Raw genomic sequence first — 19,761 nt, 5'->3', positions numbered from 1 at the left:
ACCTAAAAACTTTTTTTAAAGTATAAAATAAGTATTTAATCGTATATACTTAATCCGTCCACTTAGCTATTAGGGACATTTAATAAGAAGTTAATTTATTTTAAGAACTTCCTTTAAGCCTGGCGATTCACTTATGAAATTTAAACCCTCATTTCAATTAAAGCCCTTGAGCTGTGGCATTAAAGTCGCAATTTTAGTGACTTGTTCGGCTTTTATTTATACCGCTAACGCCGATCCTATTTCTGAAAACGTAACCGCTACAAATGCTAATACGGCAAAAGTTCCTAACAACGCTCAAAAAATGATTTTCCATAAATATTCGATCATGCCGAATGATGGGCGCCGTAGTGCTGGTCGTTTTGGTGAATTTCGTTTGCGAGGGGGCGCTGCTGGTAGTCATAACGGTATTGATATTAGTCGTGCGAATCCTAATGACCTTACACTTAAAGCAATTGGTTCAGGTTCTATTGTCTCTTATGACACACGTTCATCTGGTGCAAGCAACCAATCAACCACTAACCCACTAATTATGCAGATGGATACTGGCGATCGAATCATGTATCGCCATACTGATCCATCGTATCAAAAAAAATATAACGCTTACCCTGGTCAACGTATTCAAGCTGGTCAAAACATCGCACACATGTCAAATAAAGGCTGTGGTTCATGTGCCGTGCATTTGCACATTGAATATGGTGTAAAGGCAAAACGTGGGCTAGATGTTTGGCTGAATAAAAACTTAGATCAAGTTTTTAAAAATCCATCCATTGCACTTCAGCAACGCGTTAAAGGATCTGCGCCATATGTGGGTAGTTCTGAATATAAGTTAACAGATCCTACGCCATATTTACCTCAAGACGTTGTGATTAGTGTCTCGCCACAAGGACAAGCATTAGAAAACAAATACACACCGTACTTGGGTAACACCATTAGGACTCAATGGAATGCCTTATATTCATCATCAACAGGAATCACCCTCCCCGTTTCTTCATCGGTAGATGGCATTGCAGTAAAACAAGGCAAAAAGCTTCCAGCACTTGCATTTAGTGGCGATGTTTCGATGGATGCTTATGGATCTGCACAAGTGCAAGTCGCTCAAATGATTGCTGACGGTACTATCTCACCTGAAGCAGCTGCAAGCGGTACCATTTATGCAAATGATGTTGCTCAATATGCACCGCCTAGAACTATTTTTGGTGGTACGGCTGATGATGTGGGTTTTGATATTGGTGCACTTAATTCTACGCCAGCAGAATTAATTGAAAACATTGGTACTGGACGTTATGGCAACTCTAAATGGTTTAATGAATTAGCAACTATGTCGATGATGGGGCTTTTGATTGAAAAGCTAAACATTATCAATGCACAAAACTATTTGACTAAAGAGATCCATAAACAAAATGAACGCTTAGAGGCTCTTTTGGCAGCTTATACAGCGTCAGAAACTCAACGCTATTCTGGCCGTGTAGATGAACTTTATACGAAAGCTGAACAACCAACTGTTATTCCTGAAGTAGCAGTAGTTGAAATGAAACAGCTTTTTGAGGAAGGTGGAAACGGGCAAGTTTATTCAGATGCACAAATCTTAAAAGGTGGACAAGGTACTCCAGATCGTAAATGTGGTTGGGGTATACCAGGTGCTTTTGGTGCGGTTAAAGATGGTATTAAACGTGTTTCTTTAAAACATGGTTATAACCCTAATGACGTTGCAGCTATTCTTGGTTTTGAATCTGCCGGTTTTAATCTTAAAATTGACAACAACGCTGGTGCATATGGTTTAAGTCAATGGACTAAAATTGGTATAACAGATATTAATGCTTCAGATTTAACAGCGAGAGGAATACCAGCTTCAATTAAATCAAACCCTAAGCAAATCACTACACTGAGTGCTCAACAACAAGTCGAATTATTAGATTTATATCTTGCAGTAAAAGCACGACAACGTAAAAGCGACTATAATAATAAAACAATAGCTGGGTTTTATGCTCTAGTTTTAGGTGGACCATATAAAAGCCCTAGTCGTGAATATAATGCGAACAGAAACCTCGATAGAAACCCTCGAGATGGTGTTGTGACTTTAGCTGAAGCCGTTACATTTGAAGGTATTGTTATGCGTTTATGCCCTTACTATTCTGAATACCCTTAATAGAGCAATTAAAGGAAATATTATGAAAAACAGATTTTTGTCTTTATTGGGTTTTAGCCTTTTAGCATGTGCATCTTTTAATGCTAGTGCTAATACTAGCTCAGACTCTATTCGTGCTGAACTTGAAAAACTGCGCTTAGTAAACGTTAAATGTGCTGCGGTTTCTAACGATCCATTTGATGCAAAACACCTAAATTGCTATACAAATGTTTATAACCGCGCAAGTCAGCTTGGTAGCCTTGCTTCTAAATATATTAATAATGAAGAAGCTCCGCGTGTTCTAGCTGATCACAATCGAAACTTTACTCAGTTACTTGCTAACTGCGATCAGTTATACGCTGGCCAGACTGCAAAGTACAAAACACTAAGCATGCAATGTAAAGCGACCAATAAATTAGGTTGGGCAATGTTTATTCCGGCATTAATGAAGTAATAAAGGATCAGGTTATGAAAAAGTTTTTAAGTTTAGCTTTGTTATGTGCTGCTACCATTATTACGTCATCTGCCAACGCTGGTTATAAGACCAAAGCTGAAGCTATTCAAGCTTATAACAAGGTACAAGCTGAGTATCAAAAATGCGTGTTTAATTATAATGAAGCGCGTGATTCTGAGTACGGTTCACCAGAACTTAAGTGCAATACACCATACAACCAATCATTAACACGTTTCATCAAAGACGTTCGTGCGGAAAGTCAAAAGAATGCTGCAGCTTGGCAAGCAATCAATACACAACATATTAAATTTAGCCAAAACTGTGATAGTCAAACTATGGTGAGCTCATACAATCCATCGTTTTTTATTCGTCAATCTTTTATGTGTGAATCCTCTGCTTTTACATCTTTAGCACAAGTGGCAATCGACCTTTCTTATTAATTTCAAAACATAAAAAGGGCATCTATAAGATGCCCTTTTTTGTCGTTTGGTTTTAGACTTTTTCTATAATTGTTTCGGTATCTGGTGTTTCAACTTCAAACCCAAAGTGAAGATTACCGTATTCAATTGCTTCTTCTACCCAATGCAAGCCCATGTTTTGCTCATTTCCTACTTTGCTTGAATCATAAGCCTCAAGGGGCATCACCCTCTTAATATCATTTTCGATGAAAAAATATGTATAACAGTGAGGGTGCACATATATTCCATCAAAATAAAATGGAATTAAATATCTCCCCTTTAATTCCTTAAACTGCTCAATTGTATGTTTACTTGAAGCAATTCCACCGCCTGAATCTATGACAATGCTTCTAAAAGATCCTGAAGGAATATCAACGATAGCCAGGCCATCGAACGTTTCTACACCATTTAATATCTCTTTAGTTTTGAGATAAACACCTGGTTCAAAATGGCGTTGCTTGAAATTAAAATCTTCCGTGAAACTAAAGATTGACTTTGTTTCCTTTTCAATTAGATGAAACATTTCAAGAAGTGGTGTGATTATATCTGCGACCTGTGAGCCCTTTTTCTTAACAAGCTCCATGATATACGGTTCGTGATGAAACTCTCCGCGAATATAACTAGCATTGTGACATGCCTGAAACACTCTATTTTGCAGAACTTCAACTTGATTAGGCATTTGAAATCTCCGTATTTTTTGAATTTAAGTGTTCCAATAAATCATTAATGCCATCTGTAAATAATATGTTTTTGGCTCGTGTTACGGTCACATACAACAGCCGTTTTTCATCTGCAGAAATCATTAGCTTTTTATCGAGAATTTTATAGTTAAAGCCTTTTGCGATTAGGACATTATCCCACTCTAAACCTTTACTCTTGTGTGATGTGCTAATGACCAAAGTGTTTTTTGGGTCAGTTTCATCATCAGCCATACTATTTTCTAACGCCCACTCAATCACTTGCCATGAGTATTGGTTTGTTAGATCCAGAAAGGTTTTTAATTCTGTAGTTGCCCCCTCCACTTCTCCAAACACTTGTATATGGTCCACAAGCTCTTGGTAGGAAGAAAAGTTTTGAAGCTCTTTACACGTTGGCCGTTTATTTGCTCTCAGTTGAAAAATCCCACTGAAAATATCTTTACTGCGCTTTCCATCAACCTCAAGACGTATTTTCTTTTCGCCATTAAGGTAGCCATGAAACTTAAAAAAGTATTCAAAAGCCGTAGCATTTGTTCTACAAATAATCGCGTTCAATGAAGATGGTGCATAACTTGATGTACTGAAAGTGGTAACTTTTGACGTTTTACTTGGTAAACCTTTTAACTGTCTGGTTTCACCAAAAAGTTTATTGAGAAGTAGATTAGCTATATCTGCAACTGCATTACCAAACCGAAACGACTGTTCTAAGTACAATGCTTCAAGATCTAGGTTCTGTAAAATATCTTTCGCACCCCTAAAGCCATATATGCTTTGGTATGGATCTCCAACAAAAATAACTTTTGCTTTTTGACGTTTGAGTACGTCTAGTATTAATTGGTCACTATCTTGGCTTTCATCTACCATCACGTAATCAAAATCAAGTTGTGGTTTTTGCAGTACCCACCACTTGAGATAGTAATCGTGTGTAATACCATAATCACCGTTTGGATCAACTACATCATTCCAGATCATTTTCGCAATTGAAGTGATTTTATCTTCAAGAACGTCATTGCGCTTAATTGATGTTTGTTCTTTTAAAGCTATGTAAGCATGATCATTGGTAACAGTCTGATCCACTGTCATACAAAAATAACGTAATGTATTAAGGATAATCAGCGCTAATGTTAGATCGGTGAGTTGTCGGTTTTTCCCGTTGTACTGAAATCGAATGTTTTCAAGCTTAAACTTTTGAACAATATCTTTAGGAAGTAACGTAGGTTTGTTAATCTTATTTTTCAGCCAACCAGGTATATTTCTGTAAGCTAGAGAATGGAATGTAGAACATGTGACTGAATTCAGCCCATATTCAGCGAATTTTTGATTAGCTTCATCTGCCATCTTTTTATTAAATGATAGATATAGTCCAAGCTTACCTAGTTGTTGCAAAGCACTACTACAATGGATCAATGTCGTAGTCTTACCAGTACCAGCAAAAGCAATCAATTTAAAACTGGTTTTTAGTCGTGTTGCTTTATCAATTGCTCGTTGCTGTTCACTGGTAGGTTTTTGAGTAATTTTCTTCACAACCATTGCTTAATTTCGTGCTAAAAAAGAACTTGGTTTTTTGTTTTTCATTACAAGCACATCGCTTTCAACAATTTGCATCTGGCTTGCTAAAAAGTTAACTTGTTGCTTCAGTTCGTTTATATCGCTTTTTAGTTCAACTACTTGCACTTGCATCTCAAGGTTTGAATATTTGAGCTTGTTATTCTCAGTTTCTTTCTCTTTTAGTGCTGCCTGTAATCTTTTGATTTCCTGTTGGCTCTCTATGTTAGCCACATTAATATTGCTCTTGCTTTGAATATTTTGTGCTTGAGAAGATGTACTCTCAATTGCAACAGGTGTTGGCTTTGGTTGTACTGTGCCATTATATTTGGTTGTCTCTGAGATCTTATCCCATAGTGAATATGTGCGTAATGGCGCTGGTATATTTTGATTTGGTGTTGAAAAACTGGTGCGTAAAGCATTTGCACTGTCTTTAGATACAATGTCTCCAGAACTATTAATTTCAGTAAAGCCAGCATAAGCAAGTGAAACAACTGTTGAAACTGCTATTGCACCAATTACCTTAAAATAGTTTGATTTCTTCATTAGAATGCCCCTTTCAAGCGCTTATTTTTTGCCGTTTGATTTGATGATTTTCGAGTGATTGTGTTGTTTTCTAAATTGATAGAAACACCTACATTCATGACCTGATTTTTCTGTGGGTTGTATTGAATAAAGACCAGTTCTTTTGCATATTTCTTTGCGTGTGTTAAACGTTCAGCATGAATTTCATCAAGATTAAATCTGATTTGCATTCGCGATATATACAGCTTGAATAACTGATCATTTACTTCAGCTAAATTTAAAACTAAGCCTTTTTCATCTATAGAAGCAGACTTGAAAGTTAAATCATTTAAAAACCAATTTTCGGGTTGTATTAGTAAATAAAACTTTTCAACTTCGCTTGTGATTGCATATGAAAAACAAAACTCATTCACCTGATAGGTGCTTAAGCAAATGGTTTCATTGTTATAGCCACGTTTCATGTTTCGGTCATATGAGCTCAACCACCAAACTAAATAGTGTCGTGCTTCCAACTCTTTAACGGTTATTTGTGCTATTTCTGAGGCCTTTAGCTGTAATGCTTCAAGGTTTTCTATTCGTCTAGCTCTCATAGATATTTCACCTTATTTTTCTTGAAAGCATGAGTTATCAAAAGCCATTGAGTTAGGATCTAACCCCATGTTTTTAAGAGCCAAGGCTTTACCGTCAAGTTCAGGGTTATCAGATGTGCTTAGTTGTTGCGAACTTGTTTCTGAAGATGCATTTTTCTCATTAGTACCTGAACCTAAAAAGTAACCGCCTCCAGCAAAAACAACTACTGCAGCTACAATGCCCATAGCTGGCCAAGACGTTTTAAAACTAGAGAATCTATCTGCTAAAGATAAGCTGTATTTTTCTTCATTAGAACGTATAGGGCTGTCTGTAACATCAGCCTTATATTCATTTAGAGCTTGATGCCAAACTTCCTTTATGTAGCTCTGAAGTTCATATGTACTGAAACGAACCTTGCTTTTGTTTAAGTAATAGCATGGCTCACTTATAAGAATTTCTGTGTTTTCGTCAGACTTTAAGAAAACTTGTCCTCTAAACAAATTATTCTCGACCTGATCAAATCCTTTGATCGTTAATAGTAGATCCGTGGCCTTTGCATCTATATTGAAGATGCTCACCTGGCGATTTCTATCCGTATCTCCAGAAAGGTCAGAATCTAAAAACATAGACTCATTGTTTATCTTAGAGAAATAAGGTGAAAAGTTTCCGACAATCGATTGGAAAGCTTTCAATTGAGTTTTGTTCATCTCAATTCCCTCTTATTTGAAAATATAGTCAAGAGTGGCTGTTTCTGAAGTTCCTCTACGAGCTTCAACTTTTCCAGTCTTTTTATTTACAAAGATAGCAACTGGTACACCAGCAGTTAGTGGCTGTGGCTTTTGTCCAGCGCTACGAATTGCTTCTCGCTGTTCACGATCTTCTTTTGGCATTGCAACAATATCTTCGTGATAGAAGAAGATAGATTGAAGAGCGCCTAAGTGTTTATCCAACTCAGCAAGTTCCTGTGGTGTAGGAATCACTTTAATTGAGTTAATTTCTTCATCTGTTCCATTAAAGGTTTTATTAATAGTATCTTCAGATGGTTTACGAAGAATTCCAGCTGCTAATTGTTTTCCGTTTTCACTTTGGTTTAGAACTAAAGCTGGAATCCATTTAATAGTTGCACCGCTTTTAACGTATGAGCGAGAAAGGTTGAATGTTTCGTGACAATATTTACAGCGTGGATCGTAAATGATGTAAACAGTGTTGTTATCATTCGCTTTCCCCTCTTTAAACCCTGAAAGCGTTTTTACAGCTTTAAAGACTGGATGATTGTATGCACTGGCCAAATTCCCAACGGAAGCTGTTGGTTGTCGTGCTGGTGTATTCATTTTTTTTGCAGTTAATTTAAGAGGCTCAGATATATTTTTTTTAGTAGCAGAATCCCAAGCTGTACCATGTAAGATGACTTTTTCATCGGATGTTGTAAAAAACACCGCATTTTTCCCATTAGGTGCCTCAAGAATCCAAGAAGTTAAACCTCCACTAAAGGGTTTAACTTCTTTTACTTTGCCCATTTTTTGCATCTTAGAAGTAAGGTCCTGAGATGGTGCAGCGTAAGTAGAGATTGTAATAATACTAATAGCGCAACTTGCTACTATTTTAGTGAAATTATTTAAAAGCATTTTAGAGTATTACCTTTTAAGCCATGTTTTAGCGGTATAGTTAAAATATGGTTTTAAAAAAATAGTTAAATAAAAAAGACCGGTGTTTTAATACCGGTCAATTATAACTTATAAGTTTAAGACTAAAACCCTTTTTGCTTGTTTTTTTGTATTTCATCCTGTGGTATTTCTACGCTCACCATATCAAAAACATGATCGTCACTATACTTAAAATCATCTTTATCATTGTTTTTAGAGTTATAAGATCCGTTGTTTAATTCCTTGTCCGTAAACTCTACTACTCGAATAATACTGTTCACATCTTCAGCAGCTTTTTGTCTAGCTTCAGTCATGGCAAAACTCAATAATTCGTATTCAAAACCAACAAGGCCAATGTTAAAGTCTGGCTCTTCTAATGGCTTCCCTAATTTCACCTCAATTAGATAATGCGAGATTGGACCTAAACCCTCACTAAACAAAGACGGTCTACCAATATTCTGTATGAATGCGTATGCAGTTCGATTGTATAGTTTTAACCAGCGTATATCTGTTGGTGGCATTACACCTAGTTGTCTTGCTGTTAATACAACCTCACACAAAATAGTTCTTACATATGCATGGTTTTTAAAAATCTTAGTAGCAACGGGATGTTTAATGTATTTGTGAATTCTTTTTCTAAGGAAATCAAAATTAAACCCTACAAGCTTACGATCGCCCTCAACATACTGATTTTCAATTGCAAACAATGGGTTGTTAGGTATATTTTTTGTGCAAATATCCCAATAGTAATTAATTAATGTTGTTGAATCTTTTTTGATTTTACGGAACTCTTCATCATCCATAGATTCATCGGTTGCACATGCTACTGGTAAATACAAAGCTAGCAAAATTGTATCAACATCGGATAAATACGATAATTCATCGGGTGATGTTTCTTTTGAATTATCAAGGGTTATCCAAAGATCCCCTAGTTGTTCACGTAAGACATTTAAAAACTTCTCTTCATCTATGATAGGTACTGTTTCACTTTTATCATTATATTCTTTCGTTACTCCGTTGATTGTAATGTTCACAAGGCGCTCTTTAGTTCCTGTAATTAACTCATGCCTATTTGCAAACTCATAAGTTGAATCTAGCGCTTTAAAATGACCATTGTTCGTATCATATTTTGACAAGTCTAATGGACCAAAAACCTGTAAGTGTCTTTGGTTTGGAATTTGTTCCTCTATGAACTCTTCTAGGTTCATGCTTTTGATAAAGCCCCGTGCTGGATGCTCGCTGTTGAAGCGGTCATAAGCTTTCTTTATCCAAGGTGTTGCCAGCAAAAATATTAATAAATTCCATGCTTGACTGGCTTTTGAAATTTGAAAAATAGTGACTTCGCTAAACTTATTTTGACAAAATAATGGAAGCCAATTGTTTGTTGGTTTACATAGGTGTTCTGTTGAATACACCAACTCACTTAGTAAAGGCACGTAGTTAAGCCCGATAGCTTTGAATATGCTATGTATCCACCATAGAGGAATAATTAAAATGCCTTTTGTGTATACTAAAAACCCTACAATTTGAGGTTTATAAGCAAACCATACAGCCAAAAAAGCCACTAAAACCATAACAACAGTAAATATATAAATATGATTCTCATGTACAAGCTTATCTTTTGGATCTGCCATTTTATAGCCTATTAATATGTGTATTGTTGGGTATTATATAGTTAATATTGGTTTTAATCTAATTCCCCTTAAACCTTTTAAGGATTTTAAGTCTGGTTTTAAGCTCTTGACTAAAGTGGCATTTAATACCTTTTAAAGCTTAAATCAGGTCAATCTCAACACTAAGCCAGTATTCTTGGTCAAATACTAAAAAGAATGAATAAGAAGCCCTCCCCTACTAGACATTTAAGTGGATTAACCGCCTATATAATAAATTTCTCTATAAATATTGTTGGTAGTCTTTTTATTGAATAGGGCACTCCCCTACTCAGCTAATATAGATCATTTTCAGTTGTGCATTTCACAACGTCTACTCATTTATTTAACTGTAAGTAGTAGTAAGCCCTCCCCTCTTCTTGGCAACTCCATTTTTATCAGTCTGATAATGAATAAATCAACGATTTAGAATCGAAAAACCGTTATCAGCCTGATAATGAAAAAACCACGCCAAGGGATCTAAAGCTGTTATCAGTCTGATAATGAAAAAATCCACGATTAAAAATCGAAAGCTGTTGTCAGTCTGATAATGAAAAACACATAAGATATGGACACATGTTAGGCATATAGATTGAAAAAGTTGAAATATATTAAAAATAAAGTGAAAAAGTATTTTAAATATTTTTCAAATATTGTATTGTTTGACTTTACTTGAAAGGTGATTGAAAAATGGAAAAGAACTCAGGAAAAACTTATATTTGTACAAGCATCCACTTTAAAGGTGGTGTGGGCAAAACAACATCTACGGTGAATTGTGCTGCTAAGCTTGGAAAATTAGGTTATACGGTTTTAGTAATCGACTTAGATAGCCAACGTAATGCAACAAAACATATTTCAAATGTTCCAGATATTAACGATATAGATGGCACTCTAAAAGATATTTTTGAAAACTATAAAACAATTAACATTCACGATGTTATACAAGGTCCAGATAAAACCAACTTTGAAAATGTGTCTTTGATTGCTTGTGCTAATAACATTCGTGATGTTGAAATCAATATTCAGCGTTCTAGTCCAGTTCCTAATGAAATTATTAGAAGTGTATTAAGAAAGATAAAAGGGGATTTCGACTTTATTTTGTTAGATTGTCCACCGCGAATGGAAACTCTAACTTTTAATGCTTTGTTAGCGTCAAACAGTTTATTAATTCCATTACAGGGTGAATACAGTATTCAGGGTTTGGAAGATATACTTAACTCTATGGATGACTTAGAGACAAGCAATCCAGATTTAAAAATTCTATCGCCAGTACTAAACTTTTATAACAAGCGTAATACAGTGGATCTTACCTTGGCTGAAGATATTCGCAATGAATATGCTCAACCAAAATTGCAAGAAAAACTGGTAAATAAGGAATTAATCTGTATTCCAAATGCTACGGTTTTTAGTCAAGCATCATATGTTAAGTGTTCCGTATTTGATCTGGATGCTGGAAAAGAAACACCAGCAAAACAAGCAATTAATCAACTTGTAGATCTAATGGTTTCTGAATACAAAAAATTATAAGGTGCTGATATGAACTTTAAAGATAAAGTAAAAAGCATGAAAAAAACATCTGTTGCTAATGCAACAGGGAGTGATGCTCAAGTTACTGATGTAAAAGAAAATACAGCGACTCCAACCATAGAAGAGGGGAGTCTTAACCCACTAGCTAAGCGAGAAACAAAAAATATTGTTAGCGGATCTCATTTAGAATCAATCGACATTGATTTAATTGATCCATCACCTTATCAACCACGTATCATGAATAAACGTGTATATGAGAAGTTGCCAATTTTGGCTGCTGATATAGAAACTAATGGACAAATTAACCCGATTACAGTTCGACAGAAGGGTAATCGTTACGAGTTAATTGCTGGTGAGAGACGTTTTAGAGCAATTAAAGAGATTTTAAAGCTCAAGAGAATTACTGCTTTAGTTAAAACATCTATGAATGATGATAAAGCTGCTATAACAGCTTTATTGGATAATACTGCTAGACAAAATCTTTCAGATTTTGAAAGCATATTAAAAATCAAGCAATTATGTGAAGAGTTTGGTTATCCTTTTGAAAGTTATGAATTTGTTACTGAAAAATTTGCGATTGATAAGTCGAAGTATTTCCGTCTCAAATATATTCTAGACTTACCTGAGTTCATTTTGGACTCTTTGAACGAAGATCCTGAGCTAATTTCTGGATATATTGCTCAAGAAGTGAATACCGCAATAAATAAAGCTTTAGAAACTAAAACTGAAAAAGCAATTTTCGACTTGTTAAGACCAGAATGGGATAAATACGTTGAAGAATTTAAATCCACGGGCAAGCGTCATAAAGGATTTATAGCTATTTTGAGTGAAGAAGAAAAAGCAAATAAGGCGACTAAGCCTGAAAAAACTGAAGAAGCTACTACTGAAGAACAACCGAGTAAGATTAAATTCGATTTTAAGACAGATAAGGGCGTTAAATTTGGTTCTATGAGTTCTGAATGTGGTACCAAAGGTAAGAGTGTACTTAAGTTGCGAGTAGCCTTGGATGCAGATATTACAGAAGAGAAAGCTAGAAAAATTGAAGAGTTTTTTAAGAGCTTGAATGATTGAAGTTTCAAAACTTTGAATGAAAAAAACCGGCATTGCCGGTTTTTTTTATAATAGATCTGGATTAAAAGTCTGGTTAAGCCAATCCGAACTACTTGGATTGGTTACTGGTTTTGATTCAGATACGTTTTGACTTGGTTTAGCATTGTTAATTTCGGACGTTTCGGTATTTTGAGATGTTTCAACGGTAGGGGAGTGGTCCTGAATGTTTTTATGTTCAGTATGTTTAGCTTCCTTTATCTTAACTGCTTTTTGAACAGGAACCTCCTTGCTCTTGATAGAATTAGTTACGGGCTTTTTAGGTGATTGTTCAATTTGCTCCTTACTACTTTCTGGTATTTGTATGGATATATGATCAAGATACTTTTTTTCAAGATATTCAATATCGTACACATAGTAAGCAGTATTAAACTTGGTGTATGTTTCAACACAAGTACTTAAGCCAAACCTTAATAGGAAAGAATTGACAGAATATAGGCTTGCCATATCCTCATTAACTTCATACAACTTATAAAGGTATGAAAGCTCAATTAGAACCGCTATACCAGCATGTAAAACAGCAGTTATGTAATTTCTACGAAGCTTTCCTTGAGGATGTTTTTTAATTGAATTAAATAGTTTTTGATTTGCATTTTTATCTATTTTCATTCGTACAGGCTGTGCAAACGTCTCGTCTATTTCATTTTGCACTGGCGCATTTAGAAAAATCTTCTGCTTGTCAGTACAAAAGATAAATCCTAAATACAGCAGACTTAAACTAAAAGCGTTTAAGTCTAGACCTGGTAGATTTCTATTAACACTACTAATCACATCAAGATCTTCTCTTGTTAAGTGAATTAATTGATAGGATAGTTGTATGTAGTTTGAATCTGTCATTTGATTTCTGCGTACATTTTATACATGTATTTAGCTAACTTATATAAACCTTTAGCATTGGCGTACTCTGGTGATTCAGCGATTCTTACGTTCGGTAAGTCGTACTTTTCTTTAATCTCTTTTTCAAGAAAAGCTGCACCGCCTCCACAAAATAATACTAATGCTAAATCATCGCCTCCACCGATCTGTTTAGAGATAAAGTTATTTAATTCGATCATGAATTCGTTTTTAGCTTGCTGAATTAAACCTGTAATATCTTTGGCTTGAGATCCTATACCATAAGTTCCAGATTTTAGTGCGAAATCTAGCCAGTTAGCGTTAACTGTTTTATAGCCAGATTCAAGAATTAAGCTAGTGATTCGTTCATAGATGGTAAGAATACCAAGGTTACGTGATGTAGAACGATGGCCATCAAGCATGTTTCCTCCATCTAATGTGACTACAATATCAGTGGTTTTACCGCCAATATCGATTACAGCACATTCAGAACTTATTAAAAGATCACTATCTTCTGAACCGTTTCCGTGTACATCAATAATCTCATTAAAATAAGCTGTTTGAGCTTCACATTTAACAATATGTCTTTTAATGATATTAAGCGGTTTACCAGCTTTATGATCTTTTAAGTTGAAGCAAACATCACCATTGAGTAGAAAATTAGTTTTCATATCAATAAGTGGCATGTTTTTGGTTTTTTCAGGTGTGTAATAGCGACTAACAGGAAGTGAAGTAGCGATTGCAAACGCTCTACCATCATATGTTCCGATATGGTCAATATAGGCCTTAATTGCCTGGTGTATTAGTGCCTTGTTATATTCAGATGTCGGGTATTCGTCTGTTCTGGTATCCAGAGGAACACTACTATTGATCTTCTTACCAACTGTATAAAAGTTTTCATTAACTTTAACCACATAATAGTCAGTAGAATCCTCTTCGCCAGTGAGGACTTTTCCTGAATAAGCAATACTAGGAATAGTCAGTTTGATTTCATTTCCATCTTGATCTAGACCAGCATAAAGCTTTGTACCGCCATGTCCATCATCAATACCTAGAACAATATAACGTTCTTCAATCGCTGGTTTTTCATTTTGAGTATTTTTCATAAGTTTACCTTTCAATTTTTCAAGATTTACAACGAGTAACGTCTTCTACCGCGTCTAGTGTATTTATTGCCCCCAAAAACTAAGCGTCTAAGAGCAGAGGGGATATAGCTGTATTTGTATTTAAATACTTTTTCAATAACCAATGTTGCTACTATCAAGCCGATGAAAAGCATAAGTTTGAACAAGGAAAACTTAATAACAACAGCTAGAAAAGGTATAAACAAATATCCGTTTAAACCGCCCCATAGGATTAGATTTAATCTAAATTGCGACCAGTGTGCATATTGATCATCCATATTCGCCTCTTAATAAATCAGTTTGTAATAGTAGTCTTCATGCAAACGACCAGCTTTGAGTAGATCGTCAGCTTGTTTCCTGAAACTCTTACTGATGTTTGGATCTGAACCATCAGAATTAATCATTAACTCTCGAATAAACTTCTGTTGAGCATGAATATCATCAATTAAAAGCAATTCTTCTTTCAGTTGAGGTGATAAAATTAAGTGTTCCCTTACAGCAAATACCTTGCCGTTCACATCTTTAACAAGACGTTGAGCAATCAATGTATAAACTGAACCAATAATGTCAGCTGCAGCCTGAAGATGTTCTTCATGCTTAAAGCGCTTCAACATACGTGGAATAATTTTGTCTACGGTGGTTGCGTGAACCGTTGCAAAAACAGGATGGCCAGTTAAAGAAAGTTCTAGAGCTGCAGAAATTGTTTCTTTATCTCGCAATTCACCGATTTCAACTGCAGCAGGACGTCTACGCATCGCCTCTCTATTTGCATCCGCAAAAGTCTCGAAGTTATTGGGGATTTCGCTTTGACTAACAATACTGTGTGTGCTTTCAATTGCGTCATACTCGTATTCGATAGGCTCGTTGTGAGTCAAAATATTTCCACGAATATGAGTATTATTTTCCAACACATAGCGAATATTTGAAGCTAGTGTTGTACTTTTACCAGAACCAGTGATTCCGCCAATGATGTAGCAACCATTGTGAGGTAGCGATCTTTTAATGAAATCTTCATCTAAACCCACTTTTGAAAAGTGAGGGGGAATGCCAGAAATTGTACGTAACGTTATCTGAAAAGAATCTCCAGATCCACGATACGAAGTTCGAGATACGTTCACACGAAAGTTATAACGAGTTTCCTTACCTGAAGCGTCTTTCTGCAGAATACGATATGCCTTATTAATAAACTTATTATTAATAAGGACTAAGTAGGCATTTTCATCAGCAATCGTTCTTAGGATGTGTAGAGCTTCATCACGATTGATAATACGGTGTGTTAACGAATATAACTCCAAGTCTTTCATCATTGTGATGGGGCGATCTGGACTAATGAAAATATCTGAAGCACCATGAGCTAATGCTTCATATAGAAGACTTTCAAATTCATCGCGACTTTTAAACCCTTGTTTCGGATCTTTGTATGTCGTTATGGCTGTTAATGTAGCCAAACCAAAACCACGGCTAGAATCGTAGTCTTTGCGAATGTCTTTGGTAGCTGTCAGAATCTTATTTTCAGATCCTTTAATCTTGTTAACATCAAATAATGCAGATTTTGCTTTTAATGTCGAAACCTTCATTTGCATTTAAAACTTCCAATTGAGTTAGCGAACTTAAGGTTCGCTAACAAGGTTAATTTTTGGAATTTGATAGCTAGGTGCAATTTGTTCAGGTTGGAGAATTGGTTTCCAAGTTTCAATATTTGAATTGAACTGCGGTAATTGTTGGATTTGAAGCAATTTCATATCAAGAGCAATAGTGTCTTGTGTAGAAGAAACAGCCAGTGATTGACTGCTAATTGCTGGCATTGATAACTTGCCCTCTAAAACAAACTTATGGAAAGTAACCATCCCCAAATAATCTCGTTTAAGACGATCTACTGCATCTTCAACAATATTTCGGCCCTCAACTAAACCCATTTCATAAGACTTAGCAGCAGCCTCTTTCCATATTTTTCGTTCTTGTTCGTTAGCTGGTAACATTTCTTTCGGAATGAAAGTCACGTAATCAACATTGCTATCAAGTGTAGGGAAAACAAGGTACTGACGCCAATCAGGTGCACGAGTACTGAAACGAGCTTGTTTCAAGATTTTATAAGTCTGCTTAGTCGTCTTGTACGACATGGCATTAGGTGTCTCAGTTACATCTTTTGATTCAATAATAACCGGGGGAACAACAACATCTTTGATCATGTAAGGTTTAAAGTTAAAGATTGTATCAAGGTTACGCTCTTGGCTTTTGATGACCTCACGAGCGTTGCTTAAATAAGTATTGATCCCTAACTTAATACCTTTTTGCTTAACTAATTCAAGCATGGCTTCATAACGAGCTTGCTGTTCAACATTACTAACATGAACTTCTAAAGAAGACTGGTTAGATGGGTTTAGTAGCTCTTGTAATGAAGCATTATTAGAGTAGTCCATAAAAACTCCAGATATGTATAAAAGGATTTAAAGGGTATTAGTTATAAGTCAATAAAATACTTTTATTTTGATGATCTAGAGTTATCGAAGCAGTATTTAAATATGCAGAAACATCGCGTAAAGCTTCTACACCAGTAAGACGCTTTTTATTAAAATTAACAATTGGAAGCTCATGAGTAGGACCAGCTTCTACAAAACGGTATCCGTATTGGCTAGAAATACTTTTAATTAAAGGTATTGGATCGCCTATGTAGTCGATATTTAAAAGGTCATGGTTGATGCTACCTTGTTTCTTCTGAACAGTTTGCATTTGAATTGCAGAAGAGTTCTTTAAGTTCTGTTGTGCAATTAAAGCCTCTTGAGATGCTTCAGATATAATAGATAAAGGGCTTGCTACGTTTAATTGCGTTACATCACGACTAGCACACCCAGACATCATTAAACCAATTACAAGAACGCTTAAAAGCTTTTTATTGTGCTTCATTTTTACTCCGGATTAAGTGGGTATAAAGACAAAATGATTTTAGTCTAAAAACTATTAAAATGCACTTTATTAATTATAAAAAATCCCTTAAAAGGTATAAAGCCGACTTTTAGGCACTCGCTTAAACCTAATTTATAAGCTTTAACGTATATCTAAGGGCGTTCTTCAGGCAGTCGTACCTGGCCTAAACAAGACAAATCTGTAAAAAATACTCTTTTTAAGTGCATTGTCTGTCCAAAACAATGCTTTTTTTTAGTAGTACCTATCTGAAATGGAAATACAACGTACTTTTTTCAATCAATTATAGAGAGTAAATGAGCTCTTATAGTTTGCTAGACGTCTTTTATATTCCTTTATAGTCTTATTCATTCTTTTTATTATCTTTTCTATTCTTTTTTATTCTTTTTTTAGAATATAATTTATACAGAAAATAACAAAGTACATTTATTCTTTTTTTAATTAAAATATTGTTAATACTGTAATTTATATTTTACAGTATAGAAGTATATTAATAAAGATGTTAATATGCTTTTTTTAATTAATATTAAAAATATTATTGGTGATAATGCAATTTATTTATAAGCCAGCTTCTTTAATATTAAATAAATTGATAAAAACTGTTTGAAGAAAAAATGCATCTTGGTATATACCATTCCTAATTTAAAAGTTTAAAGACATTAAAGCTGCTACTTATAAAAACCTACCTTATGGTTTAGTGCTGTGCATCTTAAATATAAAGATTTGACACCTTAAACACCAATTAAACTGCAATAATGATAGGCTTAGAGTCGTATTTTTCCCTAAAAATTTAAGGCATCGCAACTGGCAAAAGACTATTGAAACTATGCATATCAAGCACTTCACTGTAAAAAAGGTCCACTGTGTTTTTATGATTTCTCAACTTCATTTTTTTGATTTTTCCACTGTACTAACAAGAGAGGAGTCAAAAAAGACATTCGCATTTATTGGGCTTAAAAGTGAAAAACATTTTGCTTAAAGTGAAAAACGTTTTAACGAGTACTTTTAGAAAGGTGTTTAACGTTGTAGTATGTGCTCATGTTTTGCATGTGGATAAAGGGTGGTAGTGGTGAGCAGTTTTGAGAATCCTAATAGCTATCCAAAGACATTAAAAGAATACACAAGTCGTATAGAAGATTTTCCGTATTCTACTAAGACCAAATATGATATTGAGCTTAAGCAAAAAATTGATAAACATTTAGATAGTTCAGAGCTAGATTTAAAAATGTTATATGAAAACATATATTCTGAATTTAAAACTAAATCTGAAAATGGTTATTACGCGGAATCTACATTTAGAACATATCGTGCATATTTAGTGTATGGAATCGGTCTAAAGCTTAATGAGCTAAATAATGGCTCTATTAATGATGAAGATATAGATGCTGGTTTTGATGAATATTTTTTAGAAGAATTATATTTAAGAATCATTAACACAAAATATACAGCTAATAAGGACAAACCTAAGCGTACTTCTGAGCTGAAAACAAAGTACTTTGAACGCACGTTTTACAACTACTTGGTAAGAGAATTCGAGCATAAGAACGAGAGTAACACCAGGGTTAGTGAGTTTGATCGGATGATGGTTGCTTTTGTTGATGCCAATCTTGTTGTTGGATTGCGTCCTGTTGAGTGGTTTTCCGTTTCATTCTGTTGTGCAGTAAAAGGACCAAAACTGATCATGATTGTGGAAAATGGCAAGGCTACACATGGTCGGGCTAATGGACTTAAAAGGTATTTAATACTTGATGACCTTAAACATGAAGATCAAGAAAAGATATACCTTTATTGGAACTTGCTAAATAGGTATGTGAGAAAGGTATCTAGTTTAAATAAAAGTAGTGGCTATACCTTTGGATGGGATGAAAAACAGACTTTTATTAAAATACTGCAAGAGCGTTTACGTTTAAGTTATATCAATTACTTTAAGCTTAGAGGCAAGGTTTTAACTAATGAAGATCAACGACCTACTTTATACAGTACAAGGCATCAATGTATTGCAAATGCTAAGGTAAAGGGTATTGATAAGTTTGTGATAGCTGGTGCTTTTGGACATGCTGGTAAAGATACTGCTTCTAACTTTTATGGGCGAAAGTGGAGAGGCCATAGTGGTTTTAGTATAAAGCCTACTTTAGATTCTATTGAAAACGTTAATGGTAGCCATGAATTTGTTAAAACACTTTTAGCTAATAACCTAGATACCTTTTATTATTTTGATCTTAATATAGCAAATGAGTTTAATACCGACTATTATAAGGACGAATTAAAGTCGGGTTTAGTGATTGACTAAATGGATAACTCTAAAACTAATTTGACTACTTCAACATGGGGTTCTCCTTACGCTGAAGTATCAATAATAGGTAAAAGAAAATACGCAAGGCTTTTAAGAGTGTTGGTTAGTACGTTTGCCTCATTGTGCATTTTAACCGTTTTAACAACGCTTAGTTTTGTAGCTTTTAAACTCACCACAACAGATTTTGAATCTTTGGTTTTTGATGACGGCACACCAGTTAAGTGTGTGCTTAGCTCTAAATCAGATCGTCCAATTCCATCTGTTATATATCAGCCAGCGAAATAGGA

19 protein-coding genes are annotated in these 19,761 nt (G+C 34.9%); 7 read left to right on the top strand and 12 right to left on the bottom strand.

Annotated elements, in window-relative coordinates:
* Positions 1-133 precede the first annotated feature (133 nt).
* From AC13CK_RS08175 to AC13CK_RS08165, 3 genes are read left to right on the top strand one after another with little or no spacing between them, the layout of a single operon-like run.
* Positions 134-2,146 (top strand): peptidoglycan DD-metalloendopeptidase family protein, encoded by a 2,013-nt coding sequence (locus tag AC13CK_RS08175; RefSeq protein WP_005028664.1) that lies wholly within the window; start codon positions 134-136, stop codon positions 2,144-2,146.
* A gap of 22 nt (positions 2,147-2,168) precedes the next feature.
* On the top strand, positions 2,169-2,579 hold the full coding sequence (locus tag AC13CK_RS08170) for a hypothetical protein (protein WP_005005820.1): 411 nt from the start codon (positions 2,169-2,171) through the stop codon (positions 2,577-2,579).
* A 14-nt stretch (positions 2,580-2,593) separates the two neighbouring features.
* Entirely contained in the window at positions 2,594-3,019 is a 426-nt protein-coding gene (locus AC13CK_RS08165) for a hypothetical protein (protein ID WP_005028662.1), read from the top strand.
* 52 nt (positions 3,020-3,071) lie between these two features.
* Here the strand turns inward: AC13CK_RS08165 and AC13CK_RS08160 are convergent, their stop codons facing one another.
* From AC13CK_RS08160 to AC13CK_RS08130, 7 genes are all read right to left on the bottom strand, one after another.
* A complete protein-coding gene (locus tag AC13CK_RS08160) occupies positions 3,072-3,716 on the bottom strand; it encodes a hypothetical protein (RefSeq protein WP_005028658.1) in 645 nt (214 codons plus the stop codon).
* The gene (locus tag AC13CK_RS08155; RefSeq protein WP_005028656.1) at positions 3,709-5,265 is read right to left on the bottom strand and encodes a UvrD-helicase domain-containing protein; all 1,557 of its coding nucleotides are present in this window, start codon (positions 5,263-5,265) and stop codon (positions 3,709-3,711) included. The genes AC13CK_RS08160 and AC13CK_RS08155 overlap by 8 nt, the downstream gene beginning before the upstream one ends.
* Positions 5,266-5,268: 3 nt before the next feature.
* Complete coding sequence (locus tag AC13CK_RS08150) at positions 5,269-5,826, bottom strand: hypothetical protein (protein ID WP_005028652.1); 558 nt, start codon at positions 5,824-5,826, stop codon at positions 5,269-5,271.
* Entirely contained in the window at positions 5,826-6,395 is a 570-nt protein-coding gene (locus AC13CK_RS08145) for a hypothetical protein (RefSeq protein WP_482831073.1), read from the bottom strand. Before AC13CK_RS08145 ends, AC13CK_RS08150 begins: the two co-directional genes overlap by 1 nt.
* Before the next feature lie 12 nt (positions 6,396-6,407).
* Positions 6,408-7,082, bottom strand: a complete 675-nt coding sequence (locus tag AC13CK_RS08140) for a hypothetical protein (protein ID WP_005028648.1) — start codon at positions 7,080-7,082, stop codon at positions 6,408-6,410.
* Between the two features lie 12 nt (positions 7,083-7,094).
* Entirely contained in the window at positions 7,095-8,000 is a 906-nt protein-coding gene (locus tag AC13CK_RS08135; RefSeq protein ID WP_005028646.1) for a hypothetical protein, read from the bottom strand.
* 122 nt (positions 8,001-8,122) lie between these two features.
* Complete coding sequence (locus tag AC13CK_RS08130) at positions 8,123-9,652, bottom strand: secretion/conjugation apparatus DotM-related subunit (protein WP_024160802.1); 1,530 nt, start codon at positions 9,650-9,652, stop codon at positions 8,123-8,125.
* Between the two features lie 705 nt (positions 9,653-10,357).
* On the opposite strand from AC13CK_RS08130, the gene AC13CK_RS08125 reads away from it, so the two are divergent.
* Positions 10,358-11,194, top strand: coding sequence for a ParA family protein (locus AC13CK_RS08125; RefSeq protein ID WP_005028640.1), 837 nt, complete (start codon positions 10,358-10,360; stop codon positions 11,192-11,194).
* Positions 11,195-11,203: 9 nt separating this feature from the next.
* Positions 11,204-12,265 carry a ParB/RepB/Spo0J family partition protein gene (locus AC13CK_RS08120; RefSeq protein ID WP_024160785.1) on the top strand — a complete coding sequence of 354 codons (1,062 nt, stop codon included), beginning with the start codon at positions 11,204-11,206 and terminating at the stop codon, positions 12,263-12,265.
* A gap of 45 nt (positions 12,266-12,310) precedes the next feature.
* Here AC13CK_RS08120 and AC13CK_RS08115 read toward each other — a convergent pair whose 3' ends face one another.
* The 5 genes from AC13CK_RS08115 to AC13CK_RS08095 form a co-directional block, all read right to left on the bottom strand.
* Entirely contained in the window at positions 12,311-13,138 is an 828-nt protein-coding gene (locus AC13CK_RS08115; protein WP_044110986.1) for a hypothetical protein, read from the bottom strand.
* Complete coding sequence (locus AC13CK_RS08110; RefSeq protein WP_024160787.1) at positions 13,135-14,241, bottom strand: ParM/StbA family protein; 1,107 nt, start codon at positions 14,239-14,241, stop codon at positions 13,135-13,137. The genes AC13CK_RS08115 and AC13CK_RS08110 overlap by 4 nt, the downstream gene beginning before the upstream one ends.
* Positions 14,242-14,546: 305 nt before the next feature.
* Complete coding sequence (locus tag AC13CK_RS08105) at positions 14,547-15,842, bottom strand: ATPase, T2SS/T4P/T4SS family (RefSeq protein WP_024160788.1); 1,296 nt, start codon at positions 15,840-15,842, stop codon at positions 14,547-14,549.
* A 27-nt stretch (positions 15,843-15,869) separates the two neighbouring features.
* The gene (locus tag AC13CK_RS08100; protein WP_482831072.1) at positions 15,870-16,679 is read right to left on the bottom strand and encodes a type IV secretory system conjugative DNA transfer family protein; all 810 of its coding nucleotides are present in this window, start codon (positions 16,677-16,679) and stop codon (positions 15,870-15,872) included.
* Between the two features lie 37 nt (positions 16,680-16,716).
* Positions 16,717-17,163 (bottom strand): DotD/TraH family lipoprotein, encoded by a 447-nt coding sequence (locus AC13CK_RS08095; protein ID WP_024160790.1) that lies wholly within the window; start codon positions 17,161-17,163, stop codon positions 16,717-16,719.
* A gap of 1,078 nt (positions 17,164-18,241) precedes the next feature.
* On the opposite strand from AC13CK_RS08095, the gene AC13CK_RS08090 reads away from it, so the two are divergent.
* Both AC13CK_RS08090 and AC13CK_RS08085 read left to right on the top strand, forming a co-directional pair.
* The gene (locus AC13CK_RS08090) at positions 18,242-19,471 is read left to right on the top strand and encodes a hypothetical protein (RefSeq protein WP_227555108.1); all 1,230 of its coding nucleotides are present in this window, start codon (positions 18,242-18,244) and stop codon (positions 19,469-19,471) included.
* Entirely contained in the window at positions 19,472-19,759 is a 288-nt protein-coding gene (locus tag AC13CK_RS08085; protein WP_024160792.1) for a hypothetical protein, read from the top strand.
* The last annotated feature ends 2 nt before the right edge of the window (positions 19,760-19,761 follow it).

Source organism: Acinetobacter sp. L-24 (assembly GCF_056857555.1).
Note: the sequence above shows the minus strand (reverse complement) of the source record. Positions and strands in the feature narration are given on the sequence as shown.